Here is a 22,864-nt window from a genome sequence, read left to right as displayed (position 1 = left end):
GGCCACTTGTTCCTTTGCAGCGATAAACCCGATGCCATTGCGCCAGCGCCTTGAAAACCTACCTGTCGGCCAGAAACTGCTGGCCGCCCTGTTGGTGCTGTTGACCACTGTCCTGCTGGTCGCCAACCTGACTTTTATCAGCGCCGCGTATTACATCTCCCAGGAAAGCATGGCGCCCCAGGCCCTGCAAACCATCGGCCGGCTGGTATCCAACCCGAGCCTGATCTCCGAAGCATTGGAATCGCCACAAAGCGCACAACGCTTGCTCGATGAACTCAACAGTTATTCACCGCTGCGTGCGGCGGCCCTGTATGACGGCAAGGGTGAGCGTCTGGCGCAACTGCAGCATGGCGATCACCTGAAGCTGCCAGATCGTTACCGGCACATCGAATCCTGGCAAGCCACCGAGTTTCGTAGCAATCAAGTGATCACCCTGCCCCGTCCGGGCACCGCGCCAGGGCATCTGTTGCTAGTGGCGAGCAGCGAACTGCCCATGGCGTTCTATACCGGGACCCTGACCGCCAGCCTCGGCATCCTGATCTTCAGTGTGCTGTTGTGGCTGGTGATCGCACGACAGATCAAACGCCTGATTACCCGGCCGATTCATCAACTCGAAGAGTTGTCCCGGCAAGTCACCCGCGAAGAGAACTACGCCCTGCGCGCCTCTCGTGGCAACCACGATGAGATCGGCAGCCTCGCCGAAGCCTTCAACACCATGCTGTCGCGCATCGAAGCACGGGAGCAACAGCTGAAACGGGCGCGGGATGACTCCCAGGCAGCCTATGACCAGGCCCAGGGCCTGGCCGAGGAAACCCGTCACACCAATCGCAAACTGGAGCTTGAAGTCCAGGTGCGCAGCAAAATCGAGAAGAAGCTCACCGGCTTCCAGAACTACCTCAACAGCATCATCGACTCCATGCCCTCCGCGCTGATCGCCCTCGACGAACAGCTCTACGTCACGCAATGGAACCAGGAAGCCAGCGCTCTCTCCGGCACGCGCCTGGACGAAGCCCTGAACCAGCCGATCTTCCTTGCCTTCGAACCGCTCAAGCCGTTTCTGCCCCAGCTCAAGCAAACCGTCGAGCAGCACACGGTGGCCAAGATCGAGCGGGTCACGTGGACCAAGGATGACGACGCCCGGCATTACGCTCTGACTTTTTATCCACTGATGGGGGGTGCCGGACGTGGCGTGGTGATCCGGATTGACGACATCACTCAGCGGCTGTCCCTGGAAGAAATGATGGTGCAGTCGGAAAAAATGCTTTCCGTCGGCGGCCTCGCTGCGGGCATGGCCCATGAGATCAACAACCCGCTGGGAGCCATCCTGCACAACGTGCAAAACATTCGCCGACGGCTGTCGCCCGAACTGCCGAAGAACCTCGAACAGGCCGAACAGGTCGGTATCGAGCTGTCGACGGTCAACGACTACCTGAAAGCGCGGGAGGTGCCCCAGCTGCTCGATGGCATTCAACAGGCTGGTGCCCGGGCGGCGAAGATCGTCACTCACATGCTCAGCTTCAGTCGTCGCAGCACCCGGCAAATGGCCCCTTGCGACTTGCCGGCGCTGATTGACCAGGCGGTGGAAATCGCCGGCAATGACTTCGACCTGGCGATCGGTTTCGACTTCAAGGGCCAGGCCATCATTCGCCAGTTCGATCCGGCATTGGGCCCGGTGCCTGGCACCGCCAACGAACTGGAACAGGTGTTGCTCAACCTGCTGAAAAACGCCGCCCAGGCCATTCACTTGCGCGACGACGACCGGGAGCCGGGGCGGATTATCCTGCGCACCCGGCTCAATCCGCCCTGGGCGGAAATCCAGGTGGAGGATAACGGCATCGGCATGAGCGAAAGCGTGCGCAAGCGAACGTTCGAACCGTTTTTCACCACCAAGGAGATTGGCCAGGGCACCGGCCTGGGCCTGTCGGTTTCGTACTTCATCATCACCAACAACCATAAGGGTCAGATGGAAGTGCAGTCGACCCTGGGCCAGGGCACCTGCTTCACCTTGCGCCTGCCCCTGGCGGGCACCCCGCTCGTCTCACAAGAACTCAATCAGCTATCGAGGTAAACCATGGGCTTTCGCCTGTCGAAGATTTACACCCGCACCGGCGATAAAGGCGAGACCGGCCTGGGCGACGGTCGCCGCGTACCCAAGGATCACCCGCGGGTCGAGGCCATTGGCGAGGTCGATACGCTGAACAGTCAGGTGGGCGTACTGTTGGCCGGACTGGCGGCGCAATGTGCCGATCATCCGGGGCTCAAGGAAGTGATCGACGTGCTCGCGCCCTGTCAGCATCGGCTGTTCGACCTGGGCGGCGAGCTGGCAATGCCGGAGTATCAGGCGTTGAACGCAGCAGAAATCGAACGCCTGGAAGCGGCGATTGATCTGTGGAATGAAGAACTGGGGCCGCTGGAGAATTTCATTCTGCCGGGCGGTTCGGCATTGATTGCCCAAGCCCATGTGTGCCGAAGCCTGGCGCGCAGTGCCGAACGACGGTGTCAGCATCTGAACGCGTCAGAGCCGTTGGCCGGGGTGGGGTTGGCGTATATCAATCGGTTATCGGATTTGCTGTTTGTCGCGGCAAGGTTGATTGCCAGGCGCCAGGGCGTTGCGGAGATTCTTTGGCAGCCGGCTGTGAAACCGCAGGATTAAGCGTCGTACTTCGGGACGCTTTCGCGGGCAAGCCCGCTCCCACAGGGACGGTGGCGTACGCACACTGCGTGTTCGACACCGATCACTGTGAGAGCGGGCTGCCCGCGAAGGGGCCGGCAGTTTCACCGAAAAATCAGCCCTCTGGCCAAAACGCCCGAATCCCCGCCACGCCTTGCGCACCTGCCGCCCAGGCCTTCTGAGCCTCCGCCGGGCCAACGCCACCCAGCAAAAACACCGGCCTGCTGAAGCCCTCGATCAAGCTTGAGGCCTGCTCCCAGCCCAACGGCTGAGCCCCCGGATGCGTCAGGGTCGGCTGCACCGGCGACAAGGTCACGAAGTCCACGCCCATCTCTTCGGCCAGCGCCAGCTCTTCGGCGTTATGGCAGGACGCCGCCAACCAGCGCGACGCGGGTAACGGTCGGCCGGCCGCCGCGTACTTGCGCAACTGAGCCGAGGTGATATGCCAGCCTGCGGAGGGAAAGTCTCCCAGCCACTCGAAGGGTCCCTTGATCATCAGCTGCGCCTTGCCGGCACAGAGGCCCACGGCATCCACCGCCAAATCACGGTACTTCGGGTCGTAACCGTTGGGTGCGCGCAACTGGATCAACTTGATACCGCCGGCGATGGCTTTCTGAATGCCCCGCAGCAGCGCCGGGGTTTCCAGGTCTTCCGGGGTGATCAAATATTGATCGGGCAACCGGGCGGCAGCGACGATTGGCCGGTTGGCCTCCGGGAATTCGTAACCCGAAAGGTCCCGTGGCGTCACCCAGGCCAATGGCTGACCTTCGGCGCCGTGGGGCTCGCCGGTAAAGGCCGAAACCTCCCAGACATCCAGCAACACCTGCTTGTCGGGATAGTCGTGGCGGACCTTGATCAACGGGCGCGCCGCACCGACCGAAATGCCTAGCTCTTCCTGCAGCTCACGGGCCAGCGCGGTTTCGACCGACTCATTGGCCTCGACCTTGCCACCGGGAAACTCCCAGAGTCCGCCCTGGTGCTGCGTGTCGGCACGGCGGGCGATGAGGATCTTGCCACTGCTGTCACGGATGACCGCAGCTGCTACGTGTACTCGTTTCACCGCTCGATTTCCTCCAGTCCGGCCTTCTGCCAGGCCTTGAAGGCCGGCCATTGGTAGAGGGTTTCAATATACGCCTCGTCCACTTTCGACAGTTTCACCTGATAGGTGCGCAGGCGCACGGCGATCGGGGCGAAAAAAGCGTCGGCCAGGGTCAGGCGGCCAAACAGATACGGGCCACTTTCAGTGGCTGCGGCGCGGCACTCGGCCCATAAGGCCGACATGCGCTCGATATCGGCCTGAACGTCGGCCGGGTTCGGCGACAACGGCGCATCGTGGCTCAGGTCGAACGGCATGTTGCCGCGCATGGCGAAGAAACCGGCATGCATCTGCGCACAGGCGGAGCGCGCCTGGGCGCGGGCGGCGATATCGGTGGGCCACAGTTGCGCATCGGGGAATTGTTCCGCCAGGTACTCGGCGATCGCCAGGGAGTCGGCGATGGTGCCGTGGTCGGTCTTCAGCAATGGGACTTTACCGGTCGGCGAATGCTTGAGCAGACGCTCGCGGGTGTCCGGCTGGTTCAGCTTGACCAGCTCTTCGGTGTAGGTGGCACCGGCCAGATCGAGGGCCAGGGCGCCGCGCAGGGACCAGGAGGAAAGCAGTTTGTCGCCGATGATCAGGTGCAAGGACATGTTCGGGACCTTTTTTGAGGGATACAGGCCAGCATCTTGGGTGTGTGGTCGACCGACTTCGCGAGCAAGCCCGCTCCCACACTGGATCTGTGGACGACGCAGGCTCCTTGTGGGAGCCGGCTTGCTCGCGAATGGAACGACTCGGTCTTACGTACGGTACTCGGCGTTGATCTTCACGTACTCGTGGGAAAGATCGGTCGTCCAGATGGTTTCGCTGCAATCGCCGCGACCCAACTCGATACGGATGGTGATTTCTTCCTGCTGCATCACCGCCGCGCCCTGGGCTTCGGTGTACGTCGCGGCGCGGGCACCACGACTGGCGATGCATACTTCGCCGAGGAACACATCGATCTTGCTCACGTCCAGGCTCGGTACGCCAGCACGGCCCACGGCGGCCAGGATGCGGCCCCAGTTCGGGTCGGAAGCGAACAGGGCGGTCTTGATCAGTGGCGAGTGAGCCACGGTGTAGCCGACGTCCAGGCACTCCTGGTGGTTGCCGCCGCCGTTGACTTCAACGGTCACGAACTTGGTCGCGCCTTCGCCATCGCGAACGATGGCCTGGGCCACGTCCATGCACACTTCGAACACCGCTTGCTTGAGCTTGGCGAACAGCTCGCCTTCAGCGCGGGTGATTTCCGGCAATGCAGCCTGACCGGTGGCGATCAGCATGCAGCAGTCGTTGGTCGACGTGTCGCCGTCGATGGTGATGCGGTTGAACGACTTGTTGGCGCCGTCCAGCAGCAGGTTTTGCAGCACATCGCGGGAGACTTTGGCGTCGGTGGCAATGTAGCCGAGCATGGTCGCCATGTTCGGACGAATCATGCCCGCGCCCTTGCTGATGCCGGTGACCGTGATAGTCACGCCGTCATGCTGGAACTGGCGGCTGGCGCCCTTGGGCAGGGTGTCGGTGGTCATGATGCCGGTGGCGGCCGCTTCCCAGTTGTTGACCGACAGGTCGTCGAGGGCCGCTTGCAGCGCGCCTTCGATTTTCTCGACCGGCAATGGCTCGCCGATCACGCCGGTGGAGTACGGCAACACCAGGCTGGCGTCGACGCCAGTCAGTTCAGCCAGTTTGGCGCAAGTGCGCTCGGCGGCGGCCAGGCCTGGCTCGCCGGTGCCGGCGTTGGCATTGCCGGTGTTGGTCAACAGGTAACGCACCGGACCTTGTACACGCTGCTTGGCCAGGATGACCGGCGCGGCGCAAAAAGCGTTGAGGGTGAACACGCCCGCGACGGTGGAGCCTTCGGCACAGCGCATGACCACGACATCCTTGCGCCCCGGGCGCTTGATACCGGCCGAGGCGATACCGAGTTCAAAACCGGCAACCGGGTGCAACGTTGGCAAAGGACCAAGACCAACAGCCATGAATGCGCTCCTAACTAGATGATGTCTGCACCGCTCGGCGAGAGCGGTGGTTTAAATGGCAAAACGCCGCGACGGCATGGGCCGGTCGCGGCGCGGGTATATCAGCGTTTGAAACGGGTTTTACTGGATCTGCCCGTGGCAATGCTTGAATTTCTTGCCCGAACCGCAGTAGCACAGCTCGTTACGGCCCAGCTTCTGCTCATTGCGCACCGGCGCCGCGGCGAGGGCCACATCGACCTCTTCACCCAACACTTCCGGTTGCTCAAGGCCTGGGGCCTCTTCGTGCAGGAACTGCATGCGTGCGGCCAATGCTTCGGCTTCCTGGCGCAGGCGTGCTTCTTCTTCGGCCGGATCTTCGCGGCGCACCTGGACGTGCGACAACACGCGGATCGAATCGCGCTTGATCGAATCCAGCAGTTCGGAGAACAGCGTGAACGACTCGCGCTTGTATTCCTGCTTCGGGTTCTTCTGGGCATAGCCACGCAGGTGGATACCGTGACGCAGGTGATCCATGGTCGACAGGTGGTCTTTCCACAGGTCGTCCAGCACGCGCAGTACGATTTGTTTCTCGAAGGTGCGCAGCGCTTCGGCGCCGGCCTGGTCTTCTTTCTCGTTGTACGCCGCCACGAGTTCCTGCATCAGCTTCTCGCGCAGGGTTTCTTCGTACAGGTGATCGTCTTCGTCGAGCCATTGCTGGATCGGCAGCGCCACGCCGAAATCGCTCTGCAACGCCGCTTCCAGACCGGCCACGTCCCACTGCTCAGGCAGCGACTGCGGTGGAATGTGCGCGCTGATGGTGGCGTTGAGCACGTCCTGACGGAAGTCGGCGATGGTTTCACCGATGTTGTCAGCGGCCAGCAACGTGTTACGCATGTGATAGATCACTTTACGCTGTTCGTTGTTGACGTCGTCGAACTCGAGCAGCTGCTTGCGAATGTCGAAGTTGCGGCCTTCCACCTTGCGCTGGGCCTTTTCGATGGCGTTGGTCACCATGCGGTGTTCGATCGCTTCGCCAGGCTGCATGCCCAGGGCCTTCATGAAGTTCTTCACCCGGTCAGAGGCGAAGATGCGCATCAGGCTGTCTTCCAGCGACAGGTAGAAGCGGCTGGAACCGGCGTCACCCTGACGACCGGCGCGACCACGCAGCTGGTTGTCGATACGGCGAGATTCGTGACGCTCGGACGCGATCACCTGCAAACCGCCCGATTCGAGCACTTGCTGATGACGTTTCTGCCAGTCGGCCTTGATCTGGGCAATCTGCTCAGGGGTCGGGTTTTCCAGGGAAGCCACTTCCACTTCCCAGTTGCCGCCCAACAGGATGTCGGTACCACGACCGGCCATGTTGGTGGCGATGGTCAGCGCACCCGGACGACCGGCCTGGGCGATGATCTCGGCTTCTTTTTCGTGGAACTTTGCGTTCAGGACCTTGTGTTCGATGCCTTCCTTGTTGAGCAGGTCGGACATGCGCTCGGAAGTTTCGATGGTCGCCGTGCCCACCAGTACTGGACGGCCGGCGGCCATGCTTTCCTTGATGTCAGTGACGATCGCCGCGTATTTCTCGTCGGCCGTCAGGAACACCAGGTCGTTGTAGTCTTTACGGGCCAAAGGTTTGTTCGTCGGAATGACGATGACCTGCAGTCCGTAGATTTGATGGAACTCGAACGCTTCGGTGTCGGCCGTACCGGTCATGCCGGACAGCTTGTTGTACAGGCGGAAGTAGTTCTGGAACGTGGTCGACGCCAGGGTCTGGCTCTCGGCCTGGATGTTCAGGTGTTCCTTGGCTTCGATGGCCTGGTGCAGGCCTTCGGACAGACGACGGCCCGGCATGGTACGCCCGGTGTGCTCGTCGACCAGCACGACCTGACCGTCCTGCACGATGTATTCGACGTTGCGGTGGAACAGCTTGTGCGCGCGCAGACCGGCGTAAACGTGAGTCAGCAGGCTCAGGTTGTGCGCCGAATACAGGCTCTCGCCTTCAGCCAGCAGGCCGAGACGGGTCAGCGAATCTTCGACGAACTGGTGACCCGCTTCGTTGAGTTCAACCTGGCGGCTTTTCTCGTCAACGGTGTAGTGGCCGGCCTTGGTGACTTCGCCTTCAACTTCTTCGACGTGCAGTTCCAGCTGCGGGATCAGTTTGTTGATCTCGATGTACAGCTTGGAGCTGTCCTCGGCCTGACCGGAAATGATCAGCGGGGTACGGGCTTCGTCGATAAGGATGGAGTCGACTTCGTCGATCACGGCAAAATTGAGTTCGCGCTGGAATTTTTCTTCCATGCTGAACGCCATGTTGTCGCGCAGGTAGTCGAAACCGAATTCGTTGTTGGTGCCGTAAGTGATGTCGGCGGCGTAGGCCACTCGCTTCTCTTCAGGCGGCTGGAAAGGCGTGACCACGCCGACCGTCAGGCCGAGGAATTCGTAGAGCGGACGCATCCAGTTGGCGTCACGGCGGGCCAGGTAGTCGTTCACCGTCACAACGTGCACGCCCTTGCCGGACAATGCGTTGAGGTAAACACCCAGTGTTGCCACCAAGGTCTTGCCTTCACCTGTGCGCATTTCAGCGATCTTGCCTTCATGCAAGGTCATGCCGCCGATCAGCTGGACATCGAAGTGACGCATACCCATGACGCGCTTGCCGGCTTCGCGGGCGACCGCAAAGGCTTCTGGCAGCAGCTTGTCGAGGGTTTCCCCTTTGGCGAAGCGGGCCTTGAACTCATCCGTCTTGGCACGCAATTGATCGTCCGAAAGGGCTACCATTTGCTCTTCGAAGGCATTGACGAATTGCACCGTCTTGAGCATGCGTTTGACTTCACGCTCGTTCTTGCTTCCAAAAAGTTTCTTTAACAAAGGCGCAAACATATCGGCAGGATCTTCCACACTAAAGGGATGGAGGGCGGCCCCGTGAGTCGCCCGTGCAGCCCTCATGGCCGCATGCGAACGAGCATTCTACCCGGAAACGATGGTGAGGAAAGTGGCGTTATTCCACGATACTGGCACAGCGCTTTGACGGGGCTCACATAAAATAGGGGCAAATGGCTGAACTTCAAGCCATACAACGCAGAAGTTACTTGTTGATTTAATGGGTAAAGCGCGCGCAAAGCAATGGGTCGGGCGCATCCGGTGCTTTCTGCTACCATGGCGGCTCTGTTACTTCAGGTGTCTGATCATGGCATTTCGCCCTCTTACGGCCAGAGCACCCGCCGTCCTGCTTCGCGAAGCCAAGCCGCTCAAAGCCATACTCGGCCACGCCCAGCGTCTGGGCCATCTGCAACGCCTGCTTGAAAGTCAATTGCAGCCCGCCGCCCGCGAACACTGTCACGTGGCATCGTGGCGCGAGGGCAGTTTGTTGCTGATTGTCACCGACGGTCATTGGGCCACCCGCCTGCGCTACCAGCAGAAACGCCTGCAACGGCAACTGCAGATGTTCGACGAGTTCACCCACCTCACGCGCATCCTGTTCAAGGTACAGCCACCCACCGTTCAGCAGGGTGCGACCGGGCATACCATGGATTTGTCCAACGATGCGGCGGCGACCATTCAGGCTACCGCCGATGGCATTAGCGATCCTAACTTGCGGGCGGCGCTGGAGCGTCTGGCGGCGCATGCCAAATCCAAATCCTGACACAAGCCCGCTCCCACATTTGATTGTGCCGACCGCTATCGGCGTTTGCTGCCGCCAAGCAACGACCCCATCAACCCACGCACCAATTGCCGCCCCAATTGATTCGCCGCCTGGCGCATTGCCGATTTCAGCGCCTGCCCCGCCGCCGTGCCGAGGAATTCCCCGGCCTGTTCGGTGAAACTCGGTTCCTGCGCCGCAGGTTTTCCTGGCGCCGCTTCAGGCTCCGGTGCCAGGCCTTTGCGCCCCATCAGCACTTCATACGCCGATTCGCGATCGACCGGTTTGTCATAACGCCCCTTGAACGGCGAGCCGGCGATCAGCACCGTGCGTTCGGTCCCGGTCAATGGCCCGATCCGCGATTGCGGCGGCGCCACCAGCACCCGCTGGACCATCTCGGGTGTGCCCTTGTCCTGGAGGGTGCCGACCAACGCTTCGCCGATACCGAGCTCCGTCAGCACCGACAAGGCATCGAACGCAGGGTTCGGCCGGAAGCCGTCCGCCACGGCCCGCAGGGACTTCTGCTCCTTGGCGGTGAAGGCGCGCAAGCCATGCTGGATGCGCAGGCCCAGTTGCGCCAGCACGTCGTCCGGCAAGTCGCCCGGCGATTGCGTAACGAAATACACCCCCACGCCCTTGGAGCGAATCAGCCGCACCACTTGTTCCAGGCGATCCTGCAAGGCCTTGGGCGTGCCGGCGAACAACAAGTGCGCCTCGTCGAAAAACAGCGCCAGCAACGGTTTGTCCGCGTCGCCGCGCTCCGGCAACTGCTCGAACAGCTCAGCCAGCAGCCATAGCAGGAAGGTCGCGTAGACCTTCGGCGCCTCATGCACCAGACGACTGGCGTCGAGCAAATGAATGCGACCACGACCCTCGGCGGTCGGTTGCAGGATGTCTTCGAGTTGCAGCGCCGGTTCACCGAACAACGCCTCGGCGCCCTGCTGTTCAAGGGTCGCCAGGCGTCGCAACAGGGCCTGGCTGGAACCGGTGGTCATCAGCGCCGCGTCATCTCCCAGCAGTTCCGGGTTGTCCTTGAGGTGATTGAGCAGCGCCTTCAGGTCTTTCAGGTCCAGCAACAGCAGACCTTCGCGGTCCGCGACCTTGAACGCGGCATACAGTGCCGACTGTTGGCTGTCGGTCAGCTCCAGCAGGCTGCCCAGCAGCAATGGGCCCATTTCACTCAAAGTCGTGCGCAATGGATGACCGGACTGACCGTGAATGTCCCACAGCGTGACCGGATAAGCCGCCGGCTTGTGGTTCAGCCAGGGCATCCCGGCGATCCGCTCGGCGATCTTGCCCTGGGGATTGCCCGCGGCGCCCAGGCCGCACAGGTCACCCTTGATATCGGCGGCGAATACCGCCACGCCGGCATCGCTGAAAGCTTCGGCCATGCGCTGCAAGGTGACGGTCTTGCCGGTCCCGGTCGCGCCCGCGATCAAACCGTGGCGGTTGGCCAGGCGCATGGCCTGGGCGATCGGCTGCCCCGAAAGATCGGCGCCGATAACGAGTTGCAATGAGTCAGGCATTTGGTCACCCATGGTTAATCTTTGATCCTACACGGCCGATAGGAATTACAACAAAGCAGACAGACACAATCTGGTAGGACATTTCCCTTAAGGAGCGACGGAAATTTCACTTGCTTTTAACCTTGTCCATTTTGCGTCCCTTTATAAAAGCACGCGATGGGCATAAAGACCTTAGCGGAACCCCGAGCCATGAACAAAAATCTACGCTTCAGCCATAAAATCCTGCTTGCCGCCGCTCTTATCGTCATTGCTACTTTTGCCTCATTCACCCTGTACAACGACTCTCTACAGCGCAACGCCATTCGCCAGAACCTGGACAATTACCTCAATGAGATGGGCGACGTCACCGCCAACAACATCCAAACCTGGCTGTCCGGTCGAATATTGCTGATCGAGAACCTCGCACAGAACCTGGCCCTCAACCCGGAGCAGGCCAACGTTTCCGCACTGCTTGAACAGAAAGCACTGACGTCGACCTTCATGGCGTCCTACCTGGGTGACGCCACCGGGCACTTCACCATCCGTCCGGACGCGAAGATGCCTGACGGTTTCGACCCACGGGTCCGCCCCTGGTACAAGGGCGCGGAAAACAGCAGCACCCCGACCCTGACCGAACCCTATATCGATGCCGCGACCGGTCAAACGATCATTTCCATGGCCACCGCCTCGAAAAAGGCCGGGCAAAGCGTCGGCGTGGTCGGCGGCGACCTGAGCCTGCAAACCCTGATCGACACCCTCAGCGCGCGCGACTTCGACGGCATGGGCTACGCCTTTCTGGTCAGCGCCGACGGCAAGATCCTGGTTCACCCGGAAAAAGCCCTGGTGATGAAGTCCCTGAGCGAGGCCTACCCGCAAAACACCCCACGCATCAGCCGTGACTTCAGCGAAGTGCAGGTCGATGGCAAAACCCGCATCGTGACCTTCACGCCGATCAAGGGCCTGCCGTCGGTCAACTGGTACATCGGTCTGTCCATCGATAAGGAAAAAGCCTTCTCGATGCTCAGCGAATTCCGCGCGTCGGCGGTCATTGCGACCGTGATTTCAGTGGCGATCATCATCGCCCTGCTGGGCATGCTGATCCGCATCCTGATCCAGCCGCTGCACGTCATGACCCGCGCCATGGCCGACATCGCCGACGGCGAAGGCGACCTGACCAAGCGCCTGACCATCGTCAACCACGATGAATTCGGCACCCTCGGCACCGCGTTCAACCGTTTCGTCGAGCGGATTCACGGTTCGATCCGCGAGGTCTGCTCGGCCACCGGCCAGGTCAACGAAGTCGCGTTGCGCGTGGTCGCGGCCTCCAACTCGTCGATGTTCAATTCTGACCAACAGGCCTCGCGCACCAGCAGCGTGGCGGCGGCCATCAATCAGCTCGGTGCTGCCGCCCAGGAAATCGCCCGCAACGCCGCGCAAGCCTCGAATCAGGCCAGCGATGCCCGCAACCTGGCCGAAGATGGCCAGCACGTGGTGGAGCGCAGCATTGCCGCGATGAACCAGCTGTCGAGCATGCTCAGTGCCTCCAGCAGCAACATCGAATCGCTCAACAGCAAAACCGTGAACATCGGGCAGATTCTCGAAGTCATCACCAGCATCTCCCAGCAAACCAACCTGCTGGCGCTCAACGCCGCCATCGAAGCGGCCCGGGCAGGCGAAGCCGGGCGCGGGTTTGCGGTGGTGGCCGATGAAGTGCGCAACCTGGCGCACCGCACGCAGGAGTCGGCGCAACAGGTGCAGACCATGATCGAGGAGCTGCAAGTGGGCGCCCGCGAATCCGTCAGCACCATGAGCGACAGTCAGCGCCACAGCCAGGACAGCGTGGAAATCGCCAACCTGGCCGGCGAGCGCCTGAGCAGCGTGACCCGGCGCATCGGTGAAATCGACGGCATGAACCAGTCGGTGGCCACAGCGACCGAAGAGCAGACGGCCGTGGTGGAATCGATCAACGTCGACATCACCGAAATCAATACGCTGAACCAGGAAGGGGTGGAAAACCTGCAATCGACATTGCGTGCTTGCGCGGATCTTGAGCAGCAGGCGGCGCGACTTAAACAGTTGGTAGGCAGCTTCCGTATTTAGTGTCTGCGCTGTCCTCTTCGCGGGCAAGCCCGCTCCCACAGTGGTCTGTGTTGTTCACACATCCCCTGTGGGAGCGGGCTTGCCCGCGAATGCGATCTCCAATACCCCGAAAAACCCCGCTGACACCGCCCCCCCACAAAACCCCAACCGAACATCTATTCTTCATTAAGGTCAACCAAGGAGAACAACGGACCGGAGGGATGCTCATCGTGCATATCGCTGACATAACCATGTTCTACGCCCCTGCCAGCGGTGGCGTGCGCACTTATCTGGATGCCAAGCATCATCGCCTGTGCACAAGGCCGGGCATTCGCCACAGCGTGCTGATCCCCGGGGCTTATTTCAGTGAACAGGATGGCATCTACACGGTCCCGGCGCCCGCCCTGCCCTTCGGCAAGGGTTATCGCTTCCCTCTGCGTCTCGCGCCCTGGCGCAATGTCCTGCACGACCTGCAACCCGACCTGATCGAGGTCGGCGACCCGTACCTCACCGCCTGGGCAGCCCTGGATGCGCGCCGACAACTGGATGTGCCGGTGATTGGTTTTTATCACTCGGACCTGCCGCTGCTGTGCAGCAACCGCATGGGCCACTGGGTCACCCCCAACGTCGAGGCTTATGTCAGCAAACTCTACGGCAACTTCGACCGGGTGCTGGCGCCGAGTCGGGTCATGGCAGATAAATTGACCGGTCTGGGAGTGAAAAACGTCTTCGTGCAACCCCTGGGGGTCGACCTGCAAACCTTTCATCCCGATGCGCGCGACCCGGGCCTGCGGGCCGAACTGGGCCTGGACGAAAATACGCACCTGCTGATTTTCGCCGGACGTGGCTCCAAGGAAAAAAACCTGCCGGTCCTGCTCGACTGCATGCGACGCCTGGGCCGACGCTATCACCTGCTGCTGGTCGGCTCCTCGATGCCCAGCAGCGTGCCGGACAATGTCACCGTTATCGACGAGTTCTGCCCTGCCACTCAAGTCGCCCGCCTGATGGCCAGTGCGGACGCATTGCTGCACGCCGGTGATCAGGAAACCTTCGGCCTGGTGATCCTCGAAGCCATGGCCTGCGGCATTCCGGTCGTGGCCGTGGCCGCCGGCGCGTTCGAGGAAATCATCAGCGATCACTGCGGCCTGCTATGTGCTCCGAACGATTCGCTGGCCATGGCCAGTGCGGTGCGCGAATTGTTCAGTCAGGGCAGCGCGGCCCTCGGCCAACAAGCCCGGCGCCATGTCGAGCGGCATTACGCCTGGGATACCGTGGTCAACAGTTTGCTCGGTCACTATCACGCCGTACTCGGCAGCCAATGGCCGCGAGTGGCCAATGGTTGAATACATGACGGCGCCCAGCCTGCTCCTGGTGCTGCATGATGTCGCGCCGCAGACCTGGGCCGACTACCAGCCCTTTGTCGACGCCGTCGACGCGCTGGGCGCGGTGCCGATGACCTGGCTGGTGGTGCCGGATTTGCACAAGCACAACGACCTTCAAGGCCATCCACAGTTTCGCTGTCAGCTCGCCGCGCGTCTCGACAGGGGCGATGAACTGGCGCTGCACGGTTATTTTCATTGCGACGACGGACCGATGGCGAGCAATCCCCGGGACTGGTTCATGCGCCGCATCTATACCCATGAAGGTGAATTTTACAGCCTGTCCCGGGAGGTCGCGCTTGCCCGGCTGCGTGCAGGCATTGCAATGTTCCAGCGCTACCAGTGGCCGCTCCACGGCTTCGTCGCACCGGCCTGGCTGATGAGCGAAGGCACGCGCCAGGCATTGCGCCAACTCCCCCTGACTTACACCAGCGATGCACAACATCTTTATCGTCTGCCGGACTTCACGCCGGTCGATGCGCCCGGACTGGTCTGGAGTGCGCGCAGTGCCTGGCGACGGGGCTTGTCCAGGTTCGTCTGTGATCGGCTCGAACAACGCTGGCGACAAGCGCCGGTGATTCGTCTGGGCATTCACCCGGTGGACATGCGTCATGCATTCTCGCGCACTTACTGGCTGAACACCCTTGAGCGCCTGCTCGATGAAGGCCGGATGCCGCTGACCAAGGCCTGCTGGCTGGCGCAGCAAAACGAATACCTGGGGCGCGTGGCATGAGCCGCGGGATTCTGCTGCTGATCGGCTTGCTCGCCGCGCTGCTGATCCCCTGGCTGTTAGGCGGCAGTGAAACCTGGTCACGGCTGAACAGTTTTCCAATGAGCGGGTTGCTGGTCATGTTCGGCATGATCCTGCTGTGCTGGCTGGTCAACACCCTGCGCCTGCGCCTGTTGCTGGGGGATCAGTGCGACAAGGTGAGCCCGGTCAAAAGCCTGGGGGTGGTGATGGCCGCCGAATTTGCCTACTGCGCCACCCCCGGCGGCAGCGGCGGTCCCCTGACCATCATGGCGTTACTGGCGCGCAACGGCGTGCGTCCGGCCAGAGGCAGTGCCGTGTTCGCCATGGATCAGCTGAGCGACCTGTTGTTTTTTCTCTGTGCGCTGAGCGCGATCCTGATTTATGCGCTGTTCCAGCACCTCAGCCAGCGCATGGAGTGGCTGCTGATCGTCAGTGCGATTTCGATGTTCATCGGCCTGGTCTGTTGCGCGGTGGTGGCCCGCTACCATCGCCTGCTGATTCGATTGGGTGGCCGGCTGCTCGTTCGCCTCAACGTCCAATCCACCACGCGCATGCGCTGGGCACGCAAACTCCTGCACTTCCTGGCGGCGTTTACCGACACGCTGAAGTTGCCTTCCCAGACCTTGATCACGGTCTTTGCCTTGACCTGCCTGCATTGGATCCTGCGTTACAGCGTGTTGTATCTGGCCCTGCGAGGGCTCGGTGCGGATTTGCAATGGGCCTGGTGCTTCCTGATCCAGATGCTTTCACTGAGTGCTGGACAGTTCAGCCTGTTGCCGGGCGGGGCCGGAGCGGCGGAACTGACATCGGCGGCGCTGCTGGCGCCCATGGTGGGAAAATCCACCGCGGCGGCGGCGATTCTGATTTGGCGGGCGGTGACGTATTACTTCTACCTGCTGGTCGGCGGACCAGTGTTTCTATTGATGCTTGGCCGGCCGTTGCTCAAGAAGCTGATGAAACTCAAGCAAGCTTGAAAGATCGCAGCCTGCGGCAGCGCCTACAGGGAGATGCGAACCCTGCAGGCTGCGATCTTTTCACCCTTCATCGGCCTTATCGTCGGACTTGTCCTGCAACTGTTCCCACAGCTCGGCCGCACCGGGAAAGTCCGTGCCATCTTCCGGACTCATGTCATCGGGGTCATACCGGCTCAAGCAACCCTCGCCCAATGTGGCGGGAGCCTTGGAAGTGGCTTTGTCCAGTGGATCGGCCATGGTGATGTCCTCAGTGCAGAAATGGCGAAGGGCCTGCAGCGATTGAACGCCCAGGCCCTTCGATTTTCAACTGTGTCGTGCTGGCGTCAGAACACCACGGTCTTGTTGCCGTGCACCAGCACCCGGTCTTCCAGGTGATAACGCAGGCCGCGGGCCAGGACCATCTTCTCGACGTCACGACCGAAACGCACCATGTCTTCGATGCTGTCGCTGTGGCTGACGCGCACCACGTCCTGCTCGATGATCGGACCGGCATCCAGCTCTTCGGTCACGTAGTGACAGGTCGCGCCGATCAGTTTCACACCGCGCAGGGACGCCTGGTGATAAGGCTTGGCGCCGACGAACGAGGGCAGGAAGCTGTGGTGAATGTTGATCACTTTATGCGCATATTCGCTGCACAACGCTGGCGGCAGAATTTGCATGTAACGCGCCAGTACCACCACTTCGGCATCGTGGTGTTTAACCAGACGCGACACTTCGGCGAATGCCGGTTCCTTGTCCTGGGGATTGACCGGCACGTGGTAGTACGGAATGCCATGCCATTCGACCATGCTGCGCAGGTCGTCGTGGTTGGAAATCACGCAGGCGATTTCACAGTCCAGTTCATCGCTGTGCCAGCGATGCAACAAATCGGCGAGGCAGTGGGACTCGCGACTGGCCATCAGCACCACGCGTTTTTTCTGCGCGGTATCGGTGATGCGCCAGTCCATCGAAAACTCTTCGGCAATCGGCGCGAACGCTTCACGCAAGGTTTCGATACCAAAGGGCAGCGAGTCGGCACGAATTTCGTGACGCATGAAGAACCAACCGCTGAGATTGTCCGAGTGATGGCTCGCTTCAGTGATCCAGCCATTGTGAGACGCCAGAAAGTTACTGACTTTAGCAACGATGCCGACGCGGTCCGGGCAAGAAATCACCAGCCGAAAAGTGCGCATTAGGGGGAAACTCCAGAACTTCGCAAAGGCCGCCATTCTAGCGATTACGCAGCAAAACTGCAGTATTGATCACGTAGTGCCTTGCCCGACGGTCAGCGACGAGGGGGCTGCCCAAGGCCCTGGTCCGTACCCTGGCACTGTTGTTTGCTATCTTTGCGCGGTCTAGTGTGAATATCTGTCGCGGCCGCTTCGAACTATTTAACTGTTGATCCAATGTCTGTCGAATTCATCGCATTAAATTAAATAAACCCCGCTTTAATGTTTACTTGATGAAACACCCTGACTATTATTGCCGCACTGTCCCCTGCCATCCCGCTTCCTACATAAGGTAGTAATCATGTCCTTGATCAACGAATATCGCGCCACAGAAGAAGCTATCAAAGAGCTGCAAGCCCGTTTGAAGAACCTGTCCCAAGACGACAAACTGCAAACCGAGCTGGAATTCGAAGGCAAACTGCGCACCCTGATGGGCGAATACTCCAAGTCCCTGCGTGACATCATCGCTTTGTTGGATCCGGAATCCAAAACCAAGGCTCCACGCGGCGGCGCAGTAAAAACTACCGGCACCAAGCGTGCTCGCAAAGTTAAACAATACAAAAACCCGCACAACGGCGAAGTCATCGAAACCAAAGGTGGCAACCACAAGACTCTGAAAGAGTGGAAAGCCAAGTGGGGCGGTGACGTGGTTGAAGGCTGGGCTACCCTGCTGGGCTAAGCCGCCGTACTTGTCGCTGAAAGATCAGCGTCAAAAAAAACGCCAGCAAAATGCTGGCGTTTTTTTATGCCCGGCGTTCAGCCCGGTATTTTTTCGTTGTCAAAGATTCAAACGTTTGCGTAACCCTAAAACATATTCCTGCCATTCATTGAGCACCTCTTGCTGAAAGGGTGTCGCAGTAAGAATCAATTGGGCTGTGGCCTCTGCAAAACTTTCCAGGGTATTGGGAGCTCCCCATTCAGGGTCTGACAAGCGTTGCTGACAAAATACCTGCCAGCGTTCTTGCTCTTCGAAACTCAACGTATCGGGAAAGTTACGTGCGCGATATCGAAACAATAATTCAGGTAAACGTTCATCATCGAAAGGCCATTGCTCTTGGGCCAATTTAACCGGATCGATCGTGCGGACTTGTTCGCATAACCGCCGATCCCGGTCCCCGATGAAACCGTCGTATAACTGTTGTTCCGGATCCTGGCTGGAGGAAAATTCCTCGCGGGCATACACCCCCGCAACTTTATCTTGCCAGACTTGCTGCGCGTCACTTAGCCGCAGTGCGCGCTGCTGATACAGGGCCATATCCAGCCCCAGGCGCTGCTGATCCTGCGGGCGAAGTACCGACATCGGCGCCACCACCGGGCATTTATTGATATGAATGAGCTTGAGCGGAACCGGCAACTCCCCCTCGGCCAAATCATCGCGGCGGGTGTACAGGCGCTGACGCAGGGTTTCGGCATCCAGATCCAGCAAGCCCTGGGGATCCAGGTGCAGGTCGCAGACAATCAATGCGTTCTTGTTGCGCGGGTGCCACGCCAGGGGCAATACCACGCCGATGTAGTTGCGCGCCGCTGAAAAACGCCCGGACACGTGCACCATCGGTTGCAGCAGGCGAATCTGGTCCAGCACCTTTTGTTTGCTGCGCAGCTTGAACAGCCAGTCATACAGCTTCGGCTGCTTCTCGCGGATCAAGCGCGCCAGGGCGATGGTGGCCCGAACGTCCGACAAGGCTTCGTGGGCGTTGCCGTGATCGATACCGTTGGCGGCCGTCAGGCGTTCGAGCTTGAGGGTTACCCGCCCCTCGTCGTCCGTTGGCCAGACGATTCCGTCAGGCCGCAAGGCATACGCGGCACGCACCACATCGATCAGATCCCAGCGACTGTTGCCGCCTTGCCATTCCCGCGCATAGGGGTCGAAAAAATTGCGGTACAGGCTGTAACGGGTCATCTCGTCGTCGAAACGCAAGGTGTTGTAACCCGCGCCACAGGTGCCAGGGGCGGCCAGTTGGGCATGCACCCGGGTCATGAAGTCGGCTTCGCTCAGGCCTTGCGCGGACAAGCGGCCGGGTGTAATGCCGGTGATCGCACAGGCCGCCGGGTGCGGCAGGATGTCGTCACTGGGCTGGCAATAGAGGTTGACCGGTTCGTCTATTTCATTGAGATCGAAGTCAGTACGCAGGCCCGCCATTTGCAGTGGGCGATCGCAACGGGGATTGATGCCCGTCGTTTCATAGTCGTACCAGAAGATGGAGGTCACGGGCTAATCCTGAACAGTAGATCGGCGAAGTCTAGGCGTTCATGTCCTGCTCCGGCCAGCAATCTTGTCATTCAACCACCTGTGCCTTGTCACCGTGCAAAACATAGTGATGTCGTTTTCCCCGACGAGGCTGCTAGCATCGGGTAACGAGACAATCCCGATCAGGCCACATCATCAGGTTGCCCATGCTCGAGACCACAGCACTGCCAAGGAATGCGCCGCTGCTCCCGCCACTGGATACGCGGTATCAGGTCGAAACGCCGGAAGGCATCGATTTGCCCCTGCGCCCGGCGGGGCTGATGGTTCGTGCCATGGCGTTCGCCATCGACCTGGCGTTGCGCGGCTTGATCCTCGGCCTGCTGTTCATTGTCCTGGCGATGCTCGGCAAACTCGGCGCGGGGCTCGGTTCGCTGCTGATCTTCGGCGTGAGCTGGTGGTACATGGTGCTGTTCGAAGTCCTCAACCAGGGCCGTTCACCGGGCAAGCAATGGATGGGCCTGCGCGTGGTGCACGACGACGGCACCCCCATTGGCTGGTCCGCGTCGTTGTTGCGCAATCTCTTGCGCGTTGTCGACTTGCTGCCATTCGGTTACTTCCTCGGGGCCATCAGCTGCCTGCAACACCCGGGCTTCAAGCGCCTGGGCGACATTGCCGCCGGGACGCTGGTGATTCACCGAGAACAGCCACTGACCCGCCCGCAACTCCCGCCCGCCCAGCCCTGTCGCCCGGCGTTCGCCCTGACACTGACCGAGCAACGCGCAATCCTCGGGTTCGCCGAACGCCAGGCTGAATTGTCCGATGCCAGGGTCAACGAACTGGCAGCGATCCTCGCGCAGCCGTTGCAGGTTCCAGCGTCACGGGCCGTAGCCGAACTCAATGGCATCGCCCGCGGCCTGCTGGGGCCGGCATGAAGCAAAGTCTTTTCGAACACCGGCACATGGCCGAATGGGAGCAGTTCTCCCTCCTGCTGGACCAGTTGGAGCGCAACCGCAGTGCGCCGGGGGGCGACAGTTTTCCCGGTGATTATCGGCGCATCTGCCAACACCTCGCGCTGGCTCGGGAACGCGGCTACAGCAGCTTTCTGGTCGACTCGTTGCAGCAACAAGTCCTGCGTGGGCATCAACAACTGTATCGTCATCGCAGCCGGCTGGGCGCCCAGGCGCTGGCGTTCATCCTTGCGGATTTCCCCCGGCTGGTGCGTGAGCAGTGGCGTTTCGTGCTGGTCGCCAGCCTGATGTTCTACGGCAGCCTGTTCGGCATCGCGCTGTTGGTCTATTTGTTTCCGGACCTGGTCTACAACCTGATCCCGGCCGAGCAGGTCAGCGAAATGCAAAGCATGTACGACCCCGTCGCCGGTCACCTCGGGCGCTCGGCAGAACGGGCCGCCAGCGAAGACTGGGTGATGTTCGGCTACTACATCATGCATAACATCGGGATCGCCTTTCAGACCTTCGCCAGCGGTTTGCTGTTTGGCCTGGGCAGTGCGTTTTTCCTGTTCTTCAATGGCATGACCATCGGCGCGGTCGCCGGGCACCTGACGACGATCGGCTACGGACAAACCTTCTGGTCTTTCGTGATCGGTCATGGCGCGTTCGAATTGACCGCCATTGCCCTGGCGGGAGCGGCCGGCCTGCAACTGGGCTGGGCGTTGATTGCACCCGGACGCCAGGCCCGTGCCGAAGCCTTGCGCCTGGCGGCGCGCAAGAGCGTGCTGCTGATTTGCGGGGTCATGTTGTTTCTACTGATTGCGGCGTTTATCGAAGCTTACTGGTCGTCGATGACCGCACCGACACCCATGACCAAGTACCTGGTCGGAGCGGCACTCTGGCTGTCGGTCGCGATTTATCTGCTGTTTGCCGGACGGGTCCGCCATGCGCCTGAGTGACGCCACGGTGGTCATCCGCCCACGCCCCACCTGGGAAGCCATGGACCTGGGGGTCTTATTGAGCCAACGCCATCGGCGCCTGCTGATGACCAGTTGGGCCATGGTCACCTTGCCGGTTTTTGCCTTGTTGAGCTGGGGGCTATGGGAGTCGCCTTCCCTCGCGGTGTTCATCTTCTGGTGGCTGAAACCGGCCTTCGAACGCCTGCCCTTGTACATCCTGTCCAAGGCCATGTTCGGGGAAACGCCCACGCTCAAACAAGCGCTTCGCCAGTGGCCGCGGCTGCTCAAGCCACAACTGCTGGCCAGCCTGACCTGGCGCCGGCTGAGCCTGAGTCGCAGCTTTCTGCTGCCGGTGGTACAGCTCGAAAGCCTGAGCGGTGAAGCGCGACAACAGCGGTTGCAGGTGTTGTTGCAGCGCGACGCCAGCGCGTCGCGATGGCTGACGTTGATCGGCGTGCACCTGGAGTCCGCCCTGTGGATCGGTCTGATGGTGCTGTTCTACTGGCTCCTGCCGCCACACGTGGCCCTCGACTGGAGCTGGCAGTCGTTGATCAGCGCCACCACGCAAAACTGGCGCTGGCTGGAACACCTGACTAACGCCTTTTACGTCCTGGTGCTGGTGATGTGGGAGCCGATCTACGTCGCCTGCGGCTTCAGCCTTTATCTGAACCGACGCACGGTGCTGGAGGCCTGGGACATCGAGCTGGTGTTTCGTCGGCTGCGCCAGCGTCTGGGCAGTACGGCCGTCGCGCTATTGCTGGCGGTGAGTGTGTTGTTGCCGACGACGCAAAGCGTCTGGGCCGCTGATCCGGGCATTGCACCCGACAGCCCGCGCCTGCTGGAACAACCCCTGAGCAGCCAGGCGTCCCGCGACAGCATCAGGTCGATCCTCGATCAGCCACCGTTCAAGAACAAGGAAACGGTCACCCGCTACCGATTCGGCGAGGACACCGCGCCCGCCAAGGCTTCGGGCGATAGCGAGATACCGCAATGGCTCAAGGCACTGTTCGAACTGTTTGACAGCCAGCGCTTCGGCGCCCTGGCCACTTTGATCGAGGCCGCGCTCTGGGGGGCCGTGATCGCGGCCATCGGCCTGTTGATCTGGCGTTACCGCGACTGGCTGCAGGCCTTCGTCAGCCGTCGCCCGAGCCCTGGCAATAAAACCGTGCGGCGCACGCCACAACAGGCATTCGGCCTGGACCTTGACCGCGACACCTTGCCCGTCGATATCGCCGCCAGCGCCGAAAGCCTCTGGCAAACCCAGCCTCGCGAAGCACTGGGTTTGCTCTATCGCGCCCTCCTCAGTCACTTGTTGCACGACTTCGGCATGGCGCTGAAAGCCGCCGACACCGAAGGCCAGGTACTGGCGCGCATCGAGCGATTGCAACAACCGGCCCTGCTGGATTTCAGCCAGAACCTGACCCGTCACTGGCAGAACATGGCCTACGGACATCGCTTGCCCCCGGCCCATTTGCAACAGGAACTGTGTGACGGCTGGCGGGCCTTGTTCGGGCCGGGAGCCAGCCGTTGAAC

The 22,864-nt window shown here is 60.9% G+C and carries 19 protein-coding genes and 1 pseudogene; 12 read left to right on the top strand and 8 right to left on the bottom strand.

Annotation, left to right across the window (positions count from 1 at the left end; all coding sequences use genetic code 11):
- The first annotated feature begins 31 nt into the window (after positions 1-31).
- Both F8N66_RS22920 and F8N66_RS22915 read left to right on the top strand, forming a co-directional pair.
- Positions 32-2,068: a sensor histidine kinase gene (locus tag F8N66_RS22920; protein WP_150772345.1), complete on the top strand. Its 2,037-nt coding sequence runs from the start codon at positions 32-34 to the stop codon at positions 2,066-2,068.
- A gap of 3 nt (positions 2,069-2,071) precedes the next feature.
- The gene (locus F8N66_RS22915) at positions 2,072-2,653 is read left to right on the top strand and encodes a cob(I)yrinic acid a,c-diamide adenosyltransferase (protein ID WP_150772344.1); all 582 of its coding nucleotides are present in this window, start codon (positions 2,072-2,074) and stop codon (positions 2,651-2,653) included.
- A 133-nt stretch (positions 2,654-2,786) separates the two neighbouring features.
- Here F8N66_RS22915 and F8N66_RS22910 read toward each other — a convergent pair whose 3' ends face one another.
- The 4 genes from F8N66_RS22910 to secA form a co-directional block, all read right to left on the bottom strand.
- On the bottom strand, positions 2,787-3,731 hold the full coding sequence (locus F8N66_RS22910) for a Nudix family hydrolase (RefSeq protein WP_150772343.1): 945 nt from the start codon (positions 3,729-3,731) through the stop codon (positions 2,787-2,789).
- The gene (locus F8N66_RS22905; protein ID WP_150772342.1) at positions 3,728-4,360 is read right to left on the bottom strand and encodes a glutathione S-transferase family protein; all 633 of its coding nucleotides are present in this window, start codon (positions 4,358-4,360) and stop codon (positions 3,728-3,730) included. Before F8N66_RS22905 ends, F8N66_RS22910 begins: the two co-directional genes overlap by 4 nt.
- Before the next feature lie 147 nt (positions 4,361-4,507).
- A complete protein-coding gene (argJ, locus tag F8N66_RS22900) occupies positions 4,508-5,725 on the bottom strand; it encodes a bifunctional glutamate N-acetyltransferase/amino-acid acetyltransferase ArgJ (RefSeq protein ID WP_150772341.1) in 1,218 nt (405 codons plus the stop codon).
- A gap of 120 nt (positions 5,726-5,845) precedes the next feature.
- Complete coding sequence (gene secA / locus F8N66_RS22895; RefSeq protein ID WP_150772340.1) at positions 5,846-8,581, bottom strand: preprotein translocase subunit SecA; 2,736 nt, start codon at positions 8,579-8,581, stop codon at positions 5,846-5,848.
- Between the two features lie 307 nt (positions 8,582-8,888).
- On the opposite strand from secA, the gene F8N66_RS22890 reads away from it, so the two are divergent.
- Entirely contained in the window at positions 8,889-9,344 is a 456-nt protein-coding gene (locus F8N66_RS22890; protein WP_150772339.1) for a DUF721 domain-containing protein, read from the top strand.
- A 35-nt stretch (positions 9,345-9,379) separates the two neighbouring features.
- On the opposite strand, the gene F8N66_RS22885 is transcribed toward F8N66_RS22890, so the two are convergent.
- Positions 9,380-10,867: a helicase HerA-like domain-containing protein gene (locus F8N66_RS22885; RefSeq protein ID WP_150772338.1), complete on the bottom strand. Its 1,488-nt coding sequence runs from the start codon at positions 10,865-10,867 to the stop codon at positions 9,380-9,382.
- 156 nt (positions 10,868-11,023) lie between these two features.
- On the opposite strand from F8N66_RS22885, the pseudogene F8N66_RS32250 reads away from it, so the two are divergent.
- The 5 genes and pseudogenes from F8N66_RS32250 to F8N66_RS22865 form a co-directional block, all read left to right on the top strand.
- Positions 11,024-12,088, top strand: a pseudogene (locus tag F8N66_RS32250) (cache and HAMP domain-containing protein); the annotation flags it as partial.
- Between the two features lie 93 nt (positions 12,089-12,181).
- The gene (locus F8N66_RS32245; protein ID WP_412070755.1) at positions 12,182-12,946 is read left to right on the top strand and encodes a methyl-accepting chemotaxis protein; all 765 of its coding nucleotides are present in this window, start codon (positions 12,182-12,184) and stop codon (positions 12,944-12,946) included.
- A 200-nt stretch (positions 12,947-13,146) separates the two neighbouring features.
- Positions 13,147-14,268, top strand: a complete 1,122-nt coding sequence (locus F8N66_RS22875) for a glycosyltransferase family 4 protein (protein ID WP_191623039.1) — start codon at positions 13,147-13,149, stop codon at positions 14,266-14,268.
- A complete protein-coding gene (locus tag F8N66_RS22870; RefSeq protein WP_150772336.1) occupies positions 14,261-15,037 on the top strand; it encodes a DUF2334 domain-containing protein in 777 nt (258 codons plus the stop codon). Before F8N66_RS22875 ends, F8N66_RS22870 begins: the two co-directional genes overlap by 8 nt.
- Positions 15,034-16,029 carry a lysylphosphatidylglycerol synthase transmembrane domain-containing protein gene (locus tag F8N66_RS22865; RefSeq protein ID WP_150772335.1) on the top strand — a complete coding sequence of 332 codons (996 nt, stop codon included), beginning with the start codon at positions 15,034-15,036 and terminating at the stop codon, positions 16,027-16,029. The genes F8N66_RS22870 and F8N66_RS22865 overlap by 4 nt, the downstream gene beginning before the upstream one ends.
- A 60-nt stretch (positions 16,030-16,089) precedes the next feature.
- On the opposite strand, the gene F8N66_RS31550 is transcribed toward F8N66_RS22865, so the two are convergent.
- Both F8N66_RS31550 and purU read right to left on the bottom strand, forming a co-directional pair.
- Positions 16,090-16,266, bottom strand: coding sequence for a hypothetical protein (locus F8N66_RS31550; protein WP_191623038.1), 177 nt, complete (start codon positions 16,264-16,266; stop codon positions 16,090-16,092).
- 86 nt (positions 16,267-16,352) lie between these two features.
- Positions 16,353-17,201, bottom strand: coding sequence for a formyltetrahydrofolate deformylase (purU, locus tag F8N66_RS22860; protein ID WP_150772334.1), 849 nt, complete (start codon positions 17,199-17,201; stop codon positions 16,353-16,355).
- 337 nt (positions 17,202-17,538) lie between these two features.
- Between purU and mvaT the strand changes: the two genes are divergently transcribed.
- Positions 17,539-17,916 (top strand): histone-like nucleoid-structuring protein MvaT, encoded by a 378-nt coding sequence (mvaT, locus tag F8N66_RS22855; protein WP_007933316.1) that lies wholly within the window; start codon positions 17,539-17,541, stop codon positions 17,914-17,916.
- Between the two features lie 99 nt (positions 17,917-18,015).
- Here the strand turns inward: mvaT and sbcB are convergent, their stop codons facing one another.
- On the bottom strand, positions 18,016-19,446 hold the full coding sequence (gene sbcB, locus F8N66_RS22850) for an exodeoxyribonuclease I (protein WP_150772333.1): 1,431 nt from the start codon (positions 19,444-19,446) through the stop codon (positions 18,016-18,018).
- 185 nt (positions 19,447-19,631) lie between these two features.
- On the opposite strand from sbcB, the gene F8N66_RS22845 reads away from it, so the two are divergent.
- Genes F8N66_RS22845 through F8N66_RS22835 form a run of 3 tightly spaced genes read left to right on the top strand, consistent with a single transcriptional unit; the run spans position 19,632 to position 22,862 of the window.
- Complete coding sequence (locus F8N66_RS22845) at positions 19,632-20,357, top strand: RDD family protein (protein ID WP_150772332.1); 726 nt, start codon at positions 19,632-19,634, stop codon at positions 20,355-20,357.
- On the top strand, positions 20,354-21,331 hold the full coding sequence (locus tag F8N66_RS22840) for a stage II sporulation protein M (protein ID WP_150772331.1): 978 nt from the start codon (positions 20,354-20,356) through the stop codon (positions 21,329-21,331). The genes F8N66_RS22845 and F8N66_RS22840 overlap by 4 nt, the downstream gene beginning before the upstream one ends.
- Entirely contained in the window at positions 21,318-22,862 is a 1,545-nt protein-coding gene (locus F8N66_RS22835) for a DUF4129 domain-containing protein (protein ID WP_150772330.1), read from the top strand. Before F8N66_RS22840 ends, F8N66_RS22835 begins: the two co-directional genes overlap by 14 nt.
- Positions 22,863-22,864 lie beyond the last annotated feature (2 nt).

It is taken from the genome of Pseudomonas fluorescens (genome assembly GCF_902498195.1).
Taxonomy (GTDB): Bacteria; Pseudomonadota; Gammaproteobacteria; order Pseudomonadales; family Pseudomonadaceae; genus Aquipseudomonas; species Aquipseudomonas fluorescens_BU.
The sequence above is the reverse complement of the archived record's forward strand: the minus strand, read 5'-3'. Positions and strand labels throughout refer to the sequence as shown.

Excerpts from the sequence above, each read along its gene's own strand:
- F8N66_RS22920 (WP_150772345.1), top strand. The coding sequence starts at position 32 with ATGCCATTGCGCCAGCGCCTTGAAAACCTACCTGTCGGCCAGAAACTG.
- F8N66_RS22915 (WP_150772344.1), top strand. The coding sequence starts at position 2,072 with ATGGGCTTTCGCCTGTCGAAGATTTACACCCGCACCGGCGATAAAGGC.
- F8N66_RS22905 (WP_150772342.1), bottom strand. The coding sequence starts at position 4,360 with ATGTCCTTGCACCTGATCATCGGCGACAAACTGCTTTCCTCCTGGTCC.
- argJ (WP_150772341.1), bottom strand. The coding sequence starts at position 5,725 with ATGGCTGTTGGTCTTGGTCCTTTGCCAACGTTGCACCCGGTTGCCGGT.
- secA (WP_150772340.1), bottom strand. The coding sequence starts at position 8,581 with ATGTTTGCGCCTTTGTTAAAGAAACTTTTTGGAAGCAAGAACGAGCGT.
- F8N66_RS22890 (WP_150772339.1), top strand. The coding sequence starts at position 8,889 with ATGGCATTTCGCCCTCTTACGGCCAGAGCACCCGCCGTCCTGCTTCGC.
- F8N66_RS22885 (WP_150772338.1), bottom strand. The coding sequence starts at position 10,867 with ATGCCTGACTCATTGCAACTCGTTATCGGCGCCGATCTTTCGGGGCAG.
- F8N66_RS32245 (WP_412070755.1), top strand. The coding sequence starts at position 12,182 with ATGTTCAATTCTGACCAACAGGCCTCGCGCACCAGCAGCGTGGCGGCG.
- F8N66_RS22875 (WP_191623039.1), top strand. The coding sequence starts at position 13,147 with ATGCTCATCGTGCATATCGCTGACATAACCATGTTCTACGCCCCTGCC.
- F8N66_RS22870 (WP_150772336.1), top strand. The coding sequence starts at position 14,261 with ATGGTTGAATACATGACGGCGCCCAGCCTGCTCCTGGTGCTGCATGAT.
- F8N66_RS22865 (WP_150772335.1), top strand. The coding sequence starts at position 15,034 with ATGAGCCGCGGGATTCTGCTGCTGATCGGCTTGCTCGCCGCGCTGCTG.
- F8N66_RS31550 (WP_191623038.1), bottom strand. The coding sequence starts at position 16,266 with ATGGCCGATCCACTGGACAAAGCCACTTCCAAGGCTCCCGCCACATTG.
- purU (WP_150772334.1), bottom strand. The coding sequence starts at position 17,201 with ATGCGCACTTTTCGGCTGGTGATTTCTTGCCCGGACCGCGTCGGCATC.
- mvaT (WP_007933316.1), top strand. The coding sequence starts at position 17,539 with ATGTCCTTGATCAACGAATATCGCGCCACAGAAGAAGCTATCAAAGAG.
- F8N66_RS22845 (WP_150772332.1), top strand. The coding sequence starts at position 19,632 with ATGCTCGAGACCACAGCACTGCCAAGGAATGCGCCGCTGCTCCCGCCA.
- F8N66_RS22840 (WP_150772331.1), top strand. The coding sequence starts at position 20,354 with ATGAAGCAAAGTCTTTTCGAACACCGGCACATGGCCGAATGGGAGCAG.
- F8N66_RS22835 (WP_150772330.1), top strand. The coding sequence starts at position 21,318 with ATGCGCCTGAGTGACGCCACGGTGGTCATCCGCCCACGCCCCACCTGG.